The sequence below is a fragment of the Pseudomonas arsenicoxydans genome (genome assembly GCF_006438915.1).
Lineage (GTDB): Bacteria > Pseudomonadota > Gammaproteobacteria > Pseudomonadales > Pseudomonadaceae > Aquipseudomonas > Aquipseudomonas arsenicoxydans_A.
Map to the genome: position 1 here is coordinate 166,342 of NZ_RCZE01000004.1, position 15,222 is coordinate 181,563.

12 protein-coding genes, 4 tRNA genes and 1 pseudogene are annotated in these 15,222 nt (G+C 59.8%); 7 read left to right on the top strand and 10 right to left on the bottom strand.

Translation table 11 applies throughout. The features are described from left to right. Position 1 precedes the first annotated feature (1 nt). Positions 2 to 640, top strand: a complete 639-nt coding sequence (locus EAH78_RS09755) for a LysE family translocator (RefSeq protein WP_140667364.1) — start codon at positions 2 to 4, stop codon at positions 638 to 640. 197 nt (positions 641 to 837) lie between these two features. Next, a complete protein-coding gene (locus tag EAH78_RS09760) occupies positions 838 to 2,577 on the top strand; it encodes a dipeptidase (protein ID WP_140667365.1) in 1,740 nt (579 codons plus the stop codon). 201 nt (positions 2,578 to 2,778) lie between these two features. Here the strand turns inward: EAH78_RS09760 and EAH78_RS09765 are convergent. From EAH78_RS09765 to EAH78_RS09780, 4 genes are all read right to left on the bottom strand, one after another. Beyond that, positions 2,779 to 2,854: transfer RNA gene (locus tag EAH78_RS09765), tRNA-Gly, on the bottom strand. A gap of 3 nt (positions 2,855 to 2,857) precedes the next feature. Next, a tRNA-Glu gene (locus EAH78_RS09770) sits at positions 2,858 to 2,933 on the bottom strand. A 105-nt stretch (positions 2,934 to 3,038) separates the two neighbouring features. Then, a tRNA-Gly gene (locus EAH78_RS09775) sits at positions 3,039 to 3,114 on the bottom strand. Between the two features lie 2 nt (positions 3,115 to 3,116). After that, positions 3,117 to 3,192: transfer RNA gene (locus tag EAH78_RS09780), tRNA-Glu, on the bottom strand. Between the two features lie 378 nt (positions 3,193 to 3,570). Between EAH78_RS09780 and EAH78_RS09785 the strand changes: the two genes are divergently transcribed. Then, positions 3,571 to 4,341 (top strand): hypothetical protein, encoded by a 771-nt coding sequence (locus EAH78_RS09785; RefSeq protein ID WP_140667366.1) that lies wholly within the window; start codon positions 3,571 to 3,573, stop codon positions 4,339 to 4,341. A gap of 122 nt (positions 4,342 to 4,463) precedes the next feature. On the opposite strand, the gene EAH78_RS33240 is transcribed toward EAH78_RS09785, so the two are convergent. From EAH78_RS33240 to EAH78_RS09800, 4 genes and pseudogenes are all read right to left on the bottom strand, one after another. Beyond that, complete coding sequence (locus EAH78_RS33240) at positions 4,464 to 5,345, bottom strand: methyl-accepting chemotaxis protein (protein ID WP_430539925.1); 882 nt, start codon at positions 5,343 to 5,345, stop codon at positions 4,464 to 4,466. Further along, positions 5,325 to 6,428, bottom strand: a pseudogene (locus tag EAH78_RS33245) (HAMP domain-containing protein); the annotation flags it as partial. The gene EAH78_RS33240 and the pseudogene EAH78_RS33245, both read right to left, overlap by 21 nt. A 108-nt stretch (positions 6,429 to 6,536) precedes the next feature. Then, on the bottom strand, positions 6,537 to 7,916 hold the full coding sequence (locus tag EAH78_RS09795) for a PLP-dependent aminotransferase family protein (protein ID WP_140667368.1): 1,380 nt from the start codon (positions 7,914 to 7,916) through the stop codon (positions 6,537 to 6,539). Positions 7,917 to 8,100: 184 nt separating this feature from the next. Next, positions 8,101 to 8,862 carry an SDR family oxidoreductase gene (locus tag EAH78_RS09800; protein WP_123432788.1) on the bottom strand — a complete coding sequence of 254 codons (762 nt, stop codon included), beginning with the start codon at positions 8,860 to 8,862 and terminating at the stop codon, positions 8,101 to 8,103. A 228-nt stretch (positions 8,863 to 9,090) separates the two neighbouring features. Between EAH78_RS09800 and EAH78_RS09805 the strand changes: the two genes are divergently transcribed. Next, positions 9,091 to 10,095 (top strand): NADP-dependent oxidoreductase, encoded by a 1,005-nt coding sequence (locus EAH78_RS09805; protein WP_140667369.1) that lies wholly within the window; start codon positions 9,091 to 9,093, stop codon positions 10,093 to 10,095. A gap of 138 nt (positions 10,096 to 10,233) precedes the next feature. On the opposite strand, the gene pyrF is transcribed toward EAH78_RS09805, so the two are convergent. Further along, the gene (gene pyrF / locus EAH78_RS09815; RefSeq protein WP_027924005.1) at positions 10,234 to 10,932 is read right to left on the bottom strand and encodes an orotidine-5'-phosphate decarboxylase; all 699 of its coding nucleotides are present in this window, start codon (positions 10,930 to 10,932) and stop codon (positions 10,234 to 10,236) included. A gap of 293 nt (positions 10,933 to 11,225) precedes the next feature. Here pyrF and EAH78_RS09820 point away from each other — a divergent pair, with 293 nt between their 5' ends. The 3 genes from EAH78_RS09820 to xopAW all read left to right on the top strand — a co-directional run bounded on the left by EAH78_RS09820 (position 11,226) and on the right by xopAW (position 14,005). Continuing rightward, complete coding sequence (locus EAH78_RS09820; RefSeq protein ID WP_027924004.1) at positions 11,226 to 11,984, top strand: response regulator; 759 nt, start codon at positions 11,226 to 11,228, stop codon at positions 11,982 to 11,984. Next, positions 11,984 to 13,033 (top strand): sensor histidine kinase, encoded by a 1,050-nt coding sequence (locus EAH78_RS09825; protein WP_140667370.1) that lies wholly within the window; start codon positions 11,984 to 11,986, stop codon positions 13,031 to 13,033. Before EAH78_RS09820 ends, EAH78_RS09825 begins: the two co-directional genes overlap by 1 nt. A gap of 108 nt (positions 13,034 to 13,141) precedes the next feature. Beyond that, a complete protein-coding gene (xopAW, locus tag EAH78_RS09830) occupies positions 13,142 to 14,005 on the top strand; it encodes a XopAW family type III secretion system calcium-binding effector (RefSeq protein WP_140667371.1) in 864 nt (287 codons plus the stop codon). A gap of 128 nt (positions 14,006 to 14,133) precedes the next feature. Here xopAW and EAH78_RS09835 read toward each other — a convergent pair whose 3' ends face one another. Continuing rightward, positions 14,134 to 15,189, bottom strand: coding sequence for an AI-2E family transporter (locus EAH78_RS09835; RefSeq protein WP_140667372.1), 1,056 nt, complete (start codon positions 15,187 to 15,189; stop codon positions 14,134 to 14,136). Positions 15,190 to 15,222: the final 33 nt, after the last annotated feature.

Below are 15,222 nucleotides of genomic sequence, written 5' to 3' on the forward strand. Positions count from 1 at the left end.
GATGCTTTCGAATTACCTGGGCGAGTTCCTGGCGCTGGCAACCATTCACTTTCTGGCCGTGGTCGCCCCCGGCCCGGACTTTGCCGTGACCATCCGCCAGAGCGTGCGTTTCGGCCGGTTGGTGGGCATCTGCACGGCGCTGGGTATCGGCGCGGGGATTTCCGTGCATGTGCTTTACACCCTGCTCGGGGTCGGCGCGCTGATGCATACCACACCGTGGCTGTTGACCGTGGCCAAGGTCGTGGGCGGCGCCTACATTTTGTACCTCGGTATCAGCCTGCTGCGCAGTAAACCCAAATCCACGCTTGAGGGCGATAAAATCCCGGACGAGCCCGTCGTCGAACAAACGCTGTTGAAGGCCTTCACCACCGGGTTTCTGACCAACGCGACCAACCCCAAGGCGACACTGTTTTTCCTGGCGATTTTCACCACCCTTATCAGCGCCACAACACCGCTGAACATCCAGGCGCTGTATGGGGTCTGGATGTGTTTTGTGAATGCGTTGTGGTTTGTGATCGTCGCGCTGTTCTTTTCCAGCGCCCGGGTACGCGTGCTGTTCATGCGCATGGGGCATTGGTTTGAACGGACGATGGGGGTGATTCTGATCCTGTTCGCCGGGCGCCTGATTCTGTCGATGTAAAGTCTGCGCCCACGCAAAAGGCCCGCCGAGTCTGACTCGCGGGCCTTTTTCATATCTGCGTCGCTTTTGCGTTTCTGTGCGACAGATCCTCCTTCAAGGTCTCCCCTTTCACGCCTACGTGGTGTTAGGTTGGAAACGTTTCTGACCAATCGATCAGACACTTCCCACAAACTACCTGCAAAGGAATGCCTCCAACAATGGATTTCTCACTCAAGCACCTGGCCGCGTCGACCCTGATTCTGGCCAGCCTTTCGTCGTTTTCCGTAGTCGCGCAAACCAACATCACCCCGCAACAGAGCGCGACCATTCTCAAGAGTTTCAGCGACGCCTCAGCCACGGATTTCAGGCAGTTCCTGGCCGGCGTGGCCAAAAGCGACCTGGCCAAAACCGCCGACCTCGGCCCGGCCATCGGTGCTTTCCAGGACAACAAGACGCTTACCCCTGAACAGCAGAACGAGATCCATCGTCTGCTGGGCCTCTATGCCCGGGTGAAATACGGCGCTGCGGCCACCGAGACCTTGCGTGAGCTGGTAGCCATCCCGACCTTCCAGGTGGAGGGCGTTGCTCAGCACGACAACCCCGAATTCATCAAGATCGCCGACAAAATCAAAAACCTTGCCCAGTCCTTCAACCTGAATTTCCGCAACATCGACAACCGCGTCTTTGAAATCTCCCTCGAGGGCAGCGGTGATGAAGTGGTCGGCATTCACGCGCACGCCGACGTGGTGCCGGTGACGCCGGAGAACTGGGTCCTGAAAGATGGCACCCGACTGGATCCGTTCAAGGTCACCCTGATCGGCGACCGCATGTATGGCCGCGGCACCGAGGACGACAAGAACGGTATCGTGGTGGCGCTGTACGCCATGAAGGTGATCAAGGAAGAGAAGCTGCCGCTGGCGAGGAACTTCAAGCTGCTGATCGACACCACCGAAGAAACCACCGGCGACGCCATCCCCTATTACTTCGAACACAATCCGACGCCCAATTACAACCTGGCACTGGACGGTGGCTACCCGGTGGTCATCGCCGAAAAGGGCTACGGCACCGTGATGGCCAACTTTGCCCGGCGTAACGGCGAGGGCCAGGGCGCGGAAATTACCTCGATGACCGGCGGCCTGGCCACCAACCAGATTCCGTCGGCTTCGGTCACCACATTAGTGACTGACAAGCCTGCCGAACTGGCCGCCAGCCTGCAAAAGACCGGTAGCGAGTATGCCAAGCGCAATGGTGGAAACTTCGAGGTAAGCGCCAAAGTCGTCGACAAGGACGTCAAGCTGACGGTGACCGGCGTTTCAGCCCACTCCTCCGAGCCCGAGTCTGGCGTCAACCCGGTCGCCAGGATGCTGGACTTCATCAACAGCCTCGACGGCAAAGTCGCGCTCAAGCACAACCACATCACCGACGCCGCCCGCTACGCCGCCGACAACTGGGGGCTGGATTACCTGGGTGGGAAATTGGGTGTCGGTTTTGCAGATGACTTCATGGGGCCGCTGACCACATCCCTGACGTTTGTCGGGATGGATGACAAAACCTTCAAGCTTGCGGTCAATCTGCGCGTGCCGAAGGGCAAGTCCCCGGAAGCACTCAAGGCCGAAATCGCCGAGAAAATTGGCGCTTGGAGCAAGAAAAGCAACGTAGCGGCAACGTTCGACTACTCGATTGCCGAGCCGATGTACCGCAACCCCGAGGGTGAATGGGTCAAGGCCCTGCTGGCGGTGTCCACTGAAAACCTGGGCATGGAACACAAGTTTGGCTCTTCCGCCGGCGCCACCTCGGTGCATGAACTGCCCAATGGCGTGCAATTCGGCCTCGCCCGACCGGAAGTGAAATACACCGGCCACACTGATAACGAGTTCAAGACGGTCGACCAGTTCCTGCTGGACCTGCAGATCGTGACCGAAATGATGGGACGCATCGGGCAATTGCCGAAGCTCTGATCACTTGCCGGCCTCGCCAAGGTGGCGGGGCCATACCATGGATTCGATCGTGAAATGCTAAAAAAATGTGGGAGCGGGCTTGCTCGCGAAAGCGGTGTATCAGTCGAAAAATACATCAACTGACAGACTGCTTTCGCGAGCAAGCCCGCTCCCACACAAACAAAAACGCCGCTCATTGCTGAGCGGCGTTTTCGTTAAATATGGAGCGGGAAACGAGACTCGAACTCGCGACCCCGACCTTGGCAAGGTCGTGCTCTACCAACTGAGCTATTCCCGCAAATGGCGTCCCCTAGGGGACTCGAACCCCTGTTACCGCCGTGAAAGGGCGGTGTCCTAGGCCACTAGACGAAGGGGACACGCTAACTGAAACACATGGTGTGTATTTCAGTGCCCAAATCCGTATCCGAAGATATCGGTTCTGGTTTCACTTAACGCCGCCCGAAAGCAACGCTGCTTAAAAATGGAGCGGGAAACGAGACTCGAACTCGCGACCCCGACCTTGGCAAGGTCGTGCTCTACCAACTGAGCTATTCCCGCATTGGCGTCCCCTAGGGGACTCGAACCCCTGTTACCGCCGTGAAAGGGCGGTGTCCTAGGCCACTAGACGAAGGGGACACACGTACAACATTCACTCCCTACCGCGTTTCGCTGTGTGCTTTACGCTGTAAGTGGCGCGCATTCTATGGATGGATTGAGGGGTCGTCAACCCCCAGATATAAATTTATTTAAATCAATGACTTCGCCCTGCTTTCAGACGCGTTTCGGGCTTTTCCGCGGACTGGCCCCCAGCGCCTATATTCTGGCCTCCTTCAAGACGCTATAGTCCACGCCATCAAGATGATGGCAATCTGAAACATCTTCGCCACCATTTATATAAGCAGAACAACGGCCGATACATTTATGGCCATAGCTGATTCAAGTCGTCGAGCGGCCTATGCGCCCCAATGGCAAGCCACTACACTCGAACGCACACCCTATAAAGAGGTCTTACCGGTGACACCACTCATGATCACCCTGCTCGTTGTAGCCGGGATCGCACTATTGATCGCCATTGGCTACATGAACCATGTGGTGGAAAACAACAAGCTGGAAAAGGCCCGTACCAAGGTTGAGCTCAACGACCGCCTGCGTCGCTGCGGCGAGATCACCGAAACCTTTCCCGGTCAGTTGATGACACCGGCGCTCAAGCTGCTGTTGACCCGCCTGGAGCTCAACGTCTGCCAGCGCCTGCTCAACTTGGAAAAGACCAGCGCCAACCTCCGGGCGCGGATCACCGAACTGGAGGCCCTTGCTGCCCAAGGCGAATCGATCCCGATCAACAACCCGCCGGCGCCGATTCAGACCGAAGCCAAGGCCAAGGACGTACGCTTTCTGCTTGAAGCCCTGCATGGCCAGGTCACCCGTGCCGCACAGGACGGTTTCCTGCCGACCAATGAAGCCAAGCGCTGGATCCGCGAAGTGCGCCATATCCTGGTGTTGCTGCACATCGAGTTCTTCAACAACCTCGGCCAGCATTGCCTGCAACAGAACCAGCCGGGTCAGGCGCGCCTGGCGTTTGAACGCGGCGTGCAATACCTGCGCAAACAACAGGAGCCCCAGGTTTACGCCGAGCAGCTTGAGTACCTGGAGAAACTCCTGGCTCGCGCCAACGCTATGGTGATGGACAACATCGCTGCCGTTGAGAGTGAGGCAAACCAGTTGAACGTAGGGCTTAAACAAGTCGATGCGGATGCCGACTGGAAAAAGAGAGTGATCTACGACTGATTGGCGAAAATAGAAAAGCCACCTGCGAGGGTGGCTTTTTTTTGGGTTGAGATTGGTGGCGAGTACATTCGAGAAAGAGGGGGGGCTGATCCGGGTCGGCCCCACAGTGATCACAGGACTCTTCAGAGCCGGAAGTGCCCCACCATCCCTTTCAGCTCAAGTCCGAGCTGTGCCAGCTCAATGCTGGACGCCGCGTTGCCCTGCATCGCCAGCGACGACTGATCCGCGCTCGCGCGAATACTGGTGACGCTGCGATTGATTTCCTCGGCCACCGAACTCTGCTGTTCGGCTGCTGCGGCAATCTGCTGGTTCATCTGCTGGATCAGCGACACCGCCGCCGCAATACTCCCCAGCGCGCTCTCGGTCTGCAACGCATCGCTGACCGCCAGTTTCACCAGTTCGCCGCTGTTCTGAATCTGCTGTACCGATGACTGAGCAGCCGAGCGCAAGGCACTGACCAGTCGTTCGATTTCCTCGGTCGATTGCTGGGTACGCTTGGCCAGCGCCCGGACTTCATCGGCTACCACGGCAAAGCCCCTGCCCTGCTCGCCTGCACGCGCGGCTTCGATCGCCGCGTTGAGCGCCAACAGGTTGGTCTGCTCGGCGACACTTTTGATCACGCTGAGCACTGTGCCGATGTTCTGGATCTCTGCGCTCAGGCTTTCGATGCTGGAACTGGCCGACGTCGCCGAATCCGCCAGTTGCTCGATGCGCGCCATGCTCTGGCGCACCACTTGCTGACCGCTCTCAACCTTGCCATCCGCGGTTTGTGCCGCCTGGGCCGCCTCTTCGGCATTGCGTGCCACGTCGTGCACCGTCGCGGTCATCTGATTCATCGCCGTGGCGACCTGCTCGGTTTCTTCTTTCTGGCTGCTGACTTCCAGGTTGGTTTGCTCGGTCACTGCTGACAGCGAATGCGCTGAACTGGCCAATTGCTCGATGCCGGCCTGCAAGCCACTGACGATACTGCTGAGCCCGGCGCCCATCTGCTGCATCGCCTGCATCAATTGGCCGATCTCGTCACGGCGGGTCACCTCGACTGTCGCACTCAAATCACCCGCGGCAATCTGCTGGGCCACCAGGATCACACTGCGCAACGGTGCCACGATCAACCGGGTAATCACCCACGCTGCCACCAACCCGACCAGCAACGCCAGGGCTGAGGAGCCGATGATCAGCAACGAGTTCTTTTTCAGCTCGACCTGCATCGACTGGTCTTCGGCGACATAGGCCTGATCCACCCGCTCCACCACTTGCGCGGCACGGTGATGCAACTGTTCGTAGACGGTTTTTTCCTGGGCCAACAGGCCGGTGTACTCCGACAGTTTTTCGCTGAAACTGCCGATGTGGCCGCTCACTTCATTGAGGACCGTCTGATAGCCCTCATCCTTGACCGTGGTTTTCAGCCGTTCGGCCTGGGTCAATGCCTGTTCCGCCTGCTCGATCTTGCCCTGCCCCGCGCTGTCGTCGCCCTTGCGGCTCTGGTCCAGACGCACGCGCGCCTCGTTCATCGCCTGCAACATCAACCGCGAAACCTGGCTGACCTGGCTGGCCTGCTCGAGGAATTGCCCGCCATCCTTACCCTCGGATTGCTTCAAGGTGTAGGCGCCGTCATCGGCCAGGCCGGCTTGCAGCACATCAAGGTTATTGGCCACGCTGGACACTGACCAACTGGCCATTTCCAGCGCCAGGTCCTTGGCCTGACTCAGCGAGACGAACTCATCGAACGCCTTGCGATAGGCGCCCAGCGACTGCTCGACGTCATTCATCACCGGCACGTTAGCCGCCGAGGCGGCCTTAAGCTGGGTCGCCAGAGCAATCAGGCCATCAACGCCCTCGTGCAGGGCATCGGCGGTTTTCGGGTTGCCGTGCAAGGCGTACTCCTGCTCAAGCAGACGTACCTTGAGCAGGCCACTATTGAGCGACGACATCTGCTTGAGCCCATCGAAGCGATGACTGATGGTTTGCAGGGACCATACGCCGATGGCTGCCACCAGTGCGGTCAGCAGCAGCACCAGGACAAACCCGACACCCATTTTTTTTGCCATACCGAGGTTGGCAAAACGTCCTTGCACGGCCGAAATCATTGCACTTAGTCCCCTGACATAGTCTGTTGACGCAGATTCGCAACGGGCCTGTGCCAGCACAAGTCTCTGGCGTCGGAATAATGGCAAAAAGCTACGCCCGCGTCGTTTTCAGAACGCTTGAGGTCGATTCAGCGTGGTGGCCTGAAAAAATGCCCGGGCGCGTGGATCACAGGCGCAAGCCACGTTGATGCGCTGCCAGTCCGTGGCCTCGCCGCCGGGATTGAATGCCGTGGCAGAAGACAACAACACCCCGAAGCGTCGGGCCTGCGTGCGCACCTGAGCGTAGTCGGACATCCGTGATCGCGCCCAGATGAAAAGCCCGCCCACGGGCTTGCCGAAAACTTCCCAATCGGCGTCTTCGAGTATTTGCAAGGCGGCCTCTCTGTCGGTGTTCAATCGCTGGCGCTGACGCTGGACCAGTTTGCGATACGCGCCGCTGGCCAAGAGGCAAGCCAGCACCGATTCGCAGAACCTTGAGGCGCCCATGCTGCTGGTCATCTTGACCTCGGCCAGGCGCGAAACCACCGCGACACTGGCGACGACAAAGCCGACGCGCAATGAACTGCTGAGGGTTTTAGAGTAGCTACCGACGTAGATGACGTTGTCGTCGATCCCCAGCGCAGCGAGGCGAGTGCCGGGGCCGCGGTGCAAATCGGCAAAGACGTCATCTTCGATAACCAGCACACCATGGTCTCTGGTCAGTTGCAGCACCTGCTGCGCCACGGCGGGTGCCAGGCTGCTGCCGGTCGGGTTGTGGTAGAAGCTATTGATAAACAGCGCACGGGGCCGGTACGTCAGCAACAACGCTTCAAGCGCCTGCGTATCAGGCCCGCGGGGGGTACGCGGCACCTCGATCATCGTCACGCCGTTCAGCCTGAGCAGATCGAACAACAGCGAATACCCCGGACTTTCCACCACCACGCAATCCCCCGGTTTAAGCAACGTACGCACGATCAGATCCAGCCCGTGGGTCGCTCCGCTGGTGGTCATAATCCGTCGTTCATCCACCTCGATGTCGAATGGCTGGAGACGCTTGAGGATCTGCTCTCGCAAGGCTGGCAAACCCAGTGGCGTGCTGTAGCTGAACATAGCAGCCATGTCGGTTCGGCTCACCTGGCGAATGGCGTAGCTCAAATCGTCAGTTTCACGCCAGCTTTCGGGCAGGCTGCCACAGCCCAGTTGAAGTTTGCCCGTCTCGCACTCCTGCGTTACGTCCGCCCCTTCGAACCAGGGACATCCCTGTCCCTGTGCAGGATGGGCAACCATGAAACCGGTGCCCTGACGCGGCGCCAGTACGCCCTGAGCCACCAAGCGCTCACAGGCTTCGATGACGCAAGATTGACTGAGCAAATTGACCCGTGCAATTTGCCGCGCAGAAGGCAAACGCGTCCCCGGCAACACCCCGCCCTGACCGAGCCAGCCGGTCAACGCGTCGACGATTTGCTGCACAACTGGCACCAACGCCTGTCGATCGATTCTCAATTCCATGAGCAAGCAAACTCCTGTCCGTTTTGCGGGAAACAGTTAATCACAGGAGCGCTGGAGGGGATGTGCGACAACGCCGCCAAAACCCTTGGTTCTAACCCTTTGAAACACAATGATCAGCCCCGTCACGGAACTGTAAAAAAGCCCGCGAAGCTGCGGGCTTTTTCCTACGAAGCGGCGACTGACTTCAAAACGCCGTCACGCCACCATCCACCGCCAGCGAATGACCGGTGGTGAACGCTGCACCGTCGCTGCACAAGTACAACACCGCGCTGGCAATCTCCTCCACCTTACCGATGCGACCCACCGGGTGCATGGCGTTGGCGAACTCGCCCTTCTTCGGGTCTGCTTCATAGGCACGGCGGAACATGTCGGTGTCGATCACCGCCGGGCAGACCGCATTCACGCGAATCTTTTTCTTGGCGTATTCAATGGCTGCCGACTTGGTCAGGCCGATCACCGCGTGTTTGGACGCCGCGTAAATGCTCATCTTCGGTGCAGCCCCCAGGCCCGCCACCGAAGCGGTGTTGACGATCGCACCGCCGCCCTGGGCCAACAGCAAGGGCAACTGATACTTCATGCACAGCCAGACGCCCTTGACGTTGACGCCCATGATCGCGTCGAACTCATCCAGTGTGCCGTCGGCGAGTTTGCCTTTCTCGATCTCGATGCCAGCGTTGTTGAAGGCATAGTCGAGGCGGCCGTAGGTATTCACCACTTCGTCCATCAGATTTTTTACATCGCTTTCCAGCGTGACGTTGCAACGCACGAAGGTTGCTTCGCCGCCTAACGTACGAATCAGCGCCACCGTGCCTTCGCCGCCGGCGGTGTCCATGTCGGCCACTACCACTTTCAGCCCTTCGGCCGCGAATGCCTGGGCCGTCGCGCGGCCAATACCGTTGGCAGCGCCGGTCACCACGGCGACCTGACCGGAAAACGTCATGCTCATTGTTATGTCCTCGAGTGCGGGGGATTTCGTATTTTCAGTCTAGCCACAGAGGTCCGCGCCACGGCAGCACTATCAGGTGGCCGGTTGGGCGCCCATGCGTGGCAGTGATAGAACCACCGTGCCAACTATCACTGCACTGGATCGATGTGCATTCGCCGCATCAGCCAAACTTGCGGCATTGAGCCTGAAGGGCTATCAACAAGGCTTCATTCATCTTGAGTGCCTGTCATGACTACCCAGACCAATCGCCAGTTCCTGCTCGCCAAACGTCCGGTGGGTCCAGCGACCCGCGAGACTTTTACCTACCAGGAAGTACCGGTCGGCGAGCCGGCGGCAGGTCAGATTCTGGTGAAAAACGAATACCTGTCCCTGGACCCGGCCATGCGCGGCTGGATGAACGAGGGCAAGTCCTATATTCCGCCGGTCGGTCTGGGGGAAGTGATGCGCGCCTTGGGCGTGGGTAAAGTCGTTGCGTCGAACAACCCGGGGTTTGCGGTTGGTGACTACGTCAACGGCGCCTTGGGCGTGCAGGATTACTTCCTCGGCGAACCGCGCGGTTTCTACAAGGTTGATCCGAAACTGGCGCCCTTGCCGCGCTATTTGTCCGCCCTGGGCATGACTGGCATGACTGCCTATTTCGCTCTGCTCGATGTGGGCGCGCCGAAGGCCGGAGACACCGTGGTGTTGTCGGGTGCAGCCGGCGCGGTGGGCAGCATTGCCGGGCAGATCGCCAAGATCAAAGGCTGCCGCGTGGTCGGGATTGCCGGTGGCGCGGACAAGTGTCAGTTCCTGATCGACGAATTGGGTTTTGACGGTGCCATCGACTACAAGAACGAGGACGTCATCGCCGGTCTTAAACGCGAATGCCCGAAAGGGGTCGACGTGTATTTCGATAACGTCGGCGGCGACATTCTCGACGCCGTGCTGAGCCGCCTGAACATGAAGGCGCGCGTGGTGATTTGCGGCGCGATCAGCCAGTACAACAACAAGGAGGCGGTCAAGGGCCCGGCCAATTACCTGTCATTGCTGGTCAACCGCGCACGCATGGAAGGTTTTGTCGTGATGGACTACGCCGCCCAGTTCGCCGCCGCTGGTCAGGAAATGGCCGGCTGGATGGCCAAGGGAGAGCTCAAGAGCAAGGAAGACATTGTTGACGGACTGGAGACGTTCCCGGAGACACTGATGAAATTGTTCAGCGGCGAGAATTTCGGGAAGTTGGTGTTGAAGGTTTGATCCAACATTTGAAGTAATCACAAAACCAATGTGGGAGCGGGCTTGCTCGCGAAGGCGGTGCGTCAGTCGACATCAAAATTGACTGACACTCCGCCTTCGCGAGCAAGCCCGCTCCCACATTCGATCTTCGGTGTTGGGTTAAGCGAGTTCGGCGACTACGGCGGCGAGTGCTTTCGCTGGATCAGCCGCTTGGCTGATCGGACGGCCAATCACTAGATAATCCGAACCGGCGTCCAGTGCCTGGCGCGGGGTCAGGATGCGGCGTTGATCGTCTTGCGCACTGCCCGCCGGACGAATGCCCGGGGTCACCAGTTGCAACGACGGGTGCGCCGACTTCAAGGCCTGGGCTTCCAGCGCCGAACACACCAGGCCGTCCATCCCGGCTTTTTCTGCCAGTGCCGCCAGGCGCAGCACTTGTTCCTGCGGCTCGATGTCCAGACCGATACCGGCCAGGTCTTCACGTTCCATGCTGGTCAGCACGGTCACGCCGATCAGCAGCGGCTTGGGCCCGGTACGCTGATCCAGCACTTCACGGCAGGCTGCCATCATGCGCAGACCGCCGGAGCAGTGCACGTTGACCATCCACACGCCCATTTCCGCAGCGGCCTTGACGGCCATGGCGGTGGTGTTCGGGATGTCGTGGAATTTCAGGTCCAGGAACACTTCGAACCCCTTGTCACGCAAGGTGCCGACGATTTCCGACGCACAGCTGGTGAACAGTTCCTTGCCGACTTTTACCCGGCACAGCTTCGGGTCCAACTGGTCGGCCAGCTTCAGTGCGGCGTCACGGGTGGGAAAATCCAGGGCGACGATGATAGGAGTCTGGCAGACGGACATGTGCGGGCTCTCAGGCAGGACGAAATCGGCGCGCATTGTAGCGGAACCAGCGGCGCTGCGGGACCCGATGATCGGTAATTCGTCATCGGCGCTCAGGCAAGCCTAGTCCTTTGGCCAATTGTGTCGAGGCCGATACACTCATGACACGCCCACAACATCCTTCATCGCTACCGTCGGCAGCCGCAACACGTCCTTACAGCACTTCCCGCCTCCGGGCCGGACGCCTATGCTGAAGCCACAACCTCGCAGCCCATCTTTGTGGTTGGCAGCCTCTCTGGCAGATGAACGCACGCATGCACAACACCCAAGCCCCTTTGAACGACGATCAAAAAGCGCCCGGCGATGACAAACGCTGGAGCATTCGCGCCCTGATCGTCGACGATGACGTCCCGATTCGCGAACTGATGATCGACTACCTCGCCCGGTTCAACATCCACGCCAGCGGTGTCACCGACGGCGCGGCGATGCGCCTGGCGCTGCAAGCCGAACATTTCGACGTGGTGGTGCTGGACCTGATGCTGCCGGGCGAAGACGGCTTGTCGTTGTGCCGCTGGCTGCGTGCCGAATCGGACATTCCGATCCTGATGCTCACGGCCCGCTGCGAACCCACCGACCGGATCATCGGCCTGGAGCTGGGCGCCGATGACTATATGGCCAAACCGTTCGAACCCCGTGAGCTGGTGGCGAGAATTCAAACCATCCTGCGCCGGGTGCGCGATGATCGCACCGAACAACGGGCGAACATTCGCTTCGACAACTGGCGCCTGAACAGCGTGTTGCGCCAGTTGATTGCCGCCGACGGCCTGGTGGTGCCGTTGTCCAACGCCGAATTCCGCCTGCTCTGGGTGTTTATCGAACGTCCACGCCGGGTGCTTAGCCGCGAGCAATTGCTGGACGCCGCTCGAGGGCGCTCGATCGAGGCCTTTGATCGCAGCATCGATCTGCTGGTCTCGCGCCTGCGCCAGAAACTCGGTGATGATCCCAAAGCCCCGCAGCTGATCAAGACCGTTCGCGGCGAGGGTTATCTGTTCGACGCCAGAGACATCGGCTGATGCGTGCGCGCTTCGATACGCTGTTCGGCCGTCTGTTCGGCGTGCTGTTGCTGGCGATCATCCTTGCGCACCTGTTGGCATTTGCCTGGTTTCACCATTACGGCCCGCCTCCCCCACCGCCGCCGCCAGAGTTTTCCCAAGGCGTTGACGCAAAGCGCCCACCAATGGACCCGCGCTTTGAAAACCGGCCGCCTCGGCCATGGTTCGGCGGGCCGTTAGTGCCGCTGACCTTTCAATTGATCTCGCTGGTCATTGCGGCCTGGTACGGCGCCAAACTGCTGAGCCGACCGATCCAGCGCCTGAGCGATGCCGCCGAGCGCTTGAGCGAAAACCTCGACAGCACGCCGCTGGATGAATCAGGCCCACGGGAAGCACGGCAAGCGGCCTACACCTTCAACTTGATGCAGAAACGCATTATCGAACAGGTGCAACAGCGCTCGCGAATGCTCGGCGCGGTGTCCCATGACCTGCGCACGCCGTTGTCGCGGCTCAAATTGCGTCTGGAGCAGATCGACGACGAGAAGCTGCAAGGTCAGATGCGTCAGGATCTGGACGACATGATCAGCATGCTTGACGCCACCCTGACGTATCTGCACGAACAGCGCACCAGCGAAGCCCGGCAATGGATGGACGTGCAGGCGTTGGTGGAGTCGTTGTGTGAAAACGCCCAGGATCAGGGCGCCGATGTGCAGGCCAGCGGTCACTGCGCCCCGCTGCAAGTCCAGCCGATGGCCCTGCGTTCGTGCATCAACAACCTGCTGGATAACGCGCTTCGCTACGCGGGACAGGCATTGATCACCCTCGAAGACAGCCGCGAAACCCTGGTAATTCGGGTGATTGATCATGGGCCGGGTATTGCGCCGGATAAGCGTGAGGCGGTGTTTGAGCCGTTCTTTCGCCTGGAGGGTTCACGCAACCGCAACTCCGGCGGTGTTGGCCTGGGCATGACCATAGCCCGCGAGGCTTCAGAACGACTGGGCGGGCAACTGAGCCTGGAAGAAACCCCGGGCGGTGGTTTGACTGCTGTCATTCACCTTCCCCGTACCTGAGCCTGTGTGTACTGACCGGTACAAACCTCACATACCCACGACACCTTGCCCCTTGAGGCTGCATAAGCCGGTGTACCCACCGGTTTTCCATTCCAGGGAGTGAGCACAATGATCGGTAGCGTCAGCAACTACACGAGCTATACCAGCACCAGCACCAGCAATACCAGTAGCACAACCAACACCGCCCGCAGCCAGCAGTTCCAGAAAGAACTGCTCGCCAAACTCGACACAAATAGCGACGGCGCGGTGGATCAGGACGAGCTGAAAAGTGCCTTGTCGCAAAAATCCGACGACGGCCTGTTGGTCAGCCTGAGCAAGAACTTCGCCGACCTCGACAGCGATAACAGCGGCAACCTGAGCAGTGAAGAAATGGCCGCGATGGCCCCACCACCGCCACCGCAACATGATCAACCACCGAGCACCGAACTCGCCGATGCCATGATCAGCGCCCTGGACACCGACGGTGACGGCGCCATCAGCAGCGACGAGCTGAGCACCGGCCTGACCAGCGCCGGCAGCAGTGCCGACAGCAAGGAAATCTTCTCGGCCCTGGACAAGAACCAGGACGGCACCGTCAGCAAAGACGAACTCGCCGCCAGCCTGGCCCCACCTCCTCCGCCCCCACAGCAGGTGTCCAGCGAGGAACTGTTCAGCCAGCTCGATACCGACAGCGATGGCAGCGTGACTGCCACTGAACTGAGCAGCGCGCTGCAGGCGAGCAACAGCACCTTATCGACCAGCACCGACACCAGCGCCGCACTGCTCAAGGCACTGGACAGTGACAGCAGCGGCGGTGTCGGCAGTGATGAATTGAAAGCAGCGTTGCAAGCAGGCCGTGAGAAGACCAGTGACAGCTCCACCGATCAGTTCAACGTCAACGAGGCGCTGCACAAAATGATCGCCAATCTGAGCAAGCAGTATTCGCTCGATAACGTGGCGACGGTGGGCAAGTACCTGAACGTCGCTACCTAACATCAAAAACATCGCGAGCAGGCTCACTCCCACATGGGTTCAGTGGTGTTCACTCTTTATGTGTCTTACATCGATCCAGTGTAGGAGTGAGCCTGCTCGCGATGAGGCCATCAGCCTCGACTCAACGCTCAGGGCCGGCGATCCTCTACCCGCGCCTGACTCTTGCTCCAGTCAGTCAACAGACTGTATGCCACAGCCAACAACGTCGGCCCGATAAACAGCCCGATAAAGCCAAACGCGATCAACCCGCCAAACACCCCCAGCAACACAATCACCAACGGCAGATTCCCGCCCCGGCTGATCAGGTACGGCTTGAGCACGTTGTCGACGCCACTGATGATGAACGTGCCCCAGATCCCCAGGAACACTGCCATCCCGTACTCACCTTTCCAGGCCAGCCATGCCGTGGCCGGAATCCACACTAGCGGTGGCCCCATCGGAATCAGGCTGAGCAGGAAGGTCACGATACCCAGCACCAAGGCTCCCGGCACCCCGGCGATCAGGAACCCGATCAGTGCCAGAACAGCCTGCGCCGCTGCCGTACCGATCACGCCGTTCACCACCCGCTGCACCGTGCCCGCCACCAGATCAATGTAATACCCGGCGCGCTGACCGATCAGGCGCTCCAGTAACCCATGGACAAAGATCGCCAGACGCGGGCCGTCGCGGTAGAAAAAGAACACAAACACGATGCTCAACGTCAGCTCGAGAATCCCGCCGCCTATCTGAGCACTGCGCGCCAGCAGCCAGTTACCGACCTGCCCCAGATAAGGCTTGAGCGCGACCATCATCGCCGCGCCCTGCTCATCGATGCTGTTCCAGATCACCACCAGCCGTGCGCCCACCAGAGGGACACCGCCCAGCCAGTCCGGCGCCTGCGGCAGGCCCTCGACCTGTACATCCTTGATGAACACCGTGGCGTCACGCACGTGATCAGCCAGGTTGAACCCCAGCCACACCAGCGGCACCGCCACCAGCAACATCCAGCCGAGGGTCAGCAGCGCGGCCGCCAGGGATTCACGACCCTTGAGCCAACGGGTCAACAAACGCATCAGCGGCCAACTGGCAAACGCCAGTACCGCGCCCCAGAACAGCGCCGACCAGAACGGTGCCATCACCCAGAAGCTCGCGCCAAACAGCACCAGGAGCAGAATCTGCACCAACAGCCGATCATTATTGGGCATGTAGAGTCTCGAAAAATCAGTCAACAAAGGGTA

Excerpts from the sequence above, each read along its gene's own strand:
- EAH78_RS09755 (WP_140667364.1), top strand. The coding sequence starts at position 2 with ATGCTTTCGAATTACCTGGGCGAGTTCCTGGCGCTGGCAACCATTCAC.
- EAH78_RS09760 (WP_140667365.1), top strand. The coding sequence starts at position 838 with ATGGATTTCTCACTCAAGCACCTGGCCGCGTCGACCCTGATTCTGGCC.
- EAH78_RS33240 (WP_430539925.1), bottom strand. The coding sequence starts at position 5,345 with ATGCAGGCGATGCAGCAGATGGGCGCCGGGCTCAGCAGTATCGTCAGT.
- EAH78_RS09795 (WP_140667368.1), bottom strand. The coding sequence starts at position 7,916 with ATGGAATTGAGAATCGATCGACAGGCGTTGGTGCCAGTTGTGCAGCAA.
- EAH78_RS09800 (WP_123432788.1), bottom strand. The coding sequence starts at position 8,862 with ATGAGCATGACGTTTTCCGGTCAGGTCGCCGTGGTGACCGGCGCTGCC.
- EAH78_RS09805 (WP_140667369.1), top strand. The coding sequence starts at position 9,091 with ATGACTACCCAGACCAATCGCCAGTTCCTGCTCGCCAAACGTCCGGTG.
- pyrF (WP_027924005.1), bottom strand. The coding sequence starts at position 10,932 with ATGTCCGTCTGCCAGACTCCTATCATCGTCGCCCTGGATTTTCCCACC.
- EAH78_RS09820 (WP_027924004.1), top strand. The coding sequence starts at position 11,226 with ATGCACAACACCCAAGCCCCTTTGAACGACGATCAAAAAGCGCCCGGC.
- EAH78_RS09825 (WP_140667370.1), top strand. The coding sequence starts at position 11,984 with ATGCGTGCGCGCTTCGATACGCTGTTCGGCCGTCTGTTCGGCGTGCTG.
- xopAW (WP_140667371.1), top strand. The coding sequence starts at position 13,142 with ATGATCGGTAGCGTCAGCAACTACACGAGCTATACCAGCACCAGCACC.
- EAH78_RS09835 (WP_140667372.1), bottom strand. The coding sequence starts at position 15,189 with ATGCCCAATAATGATCGGCTGTTGGTGCAGATTCTGCTCCTGGTGCTG.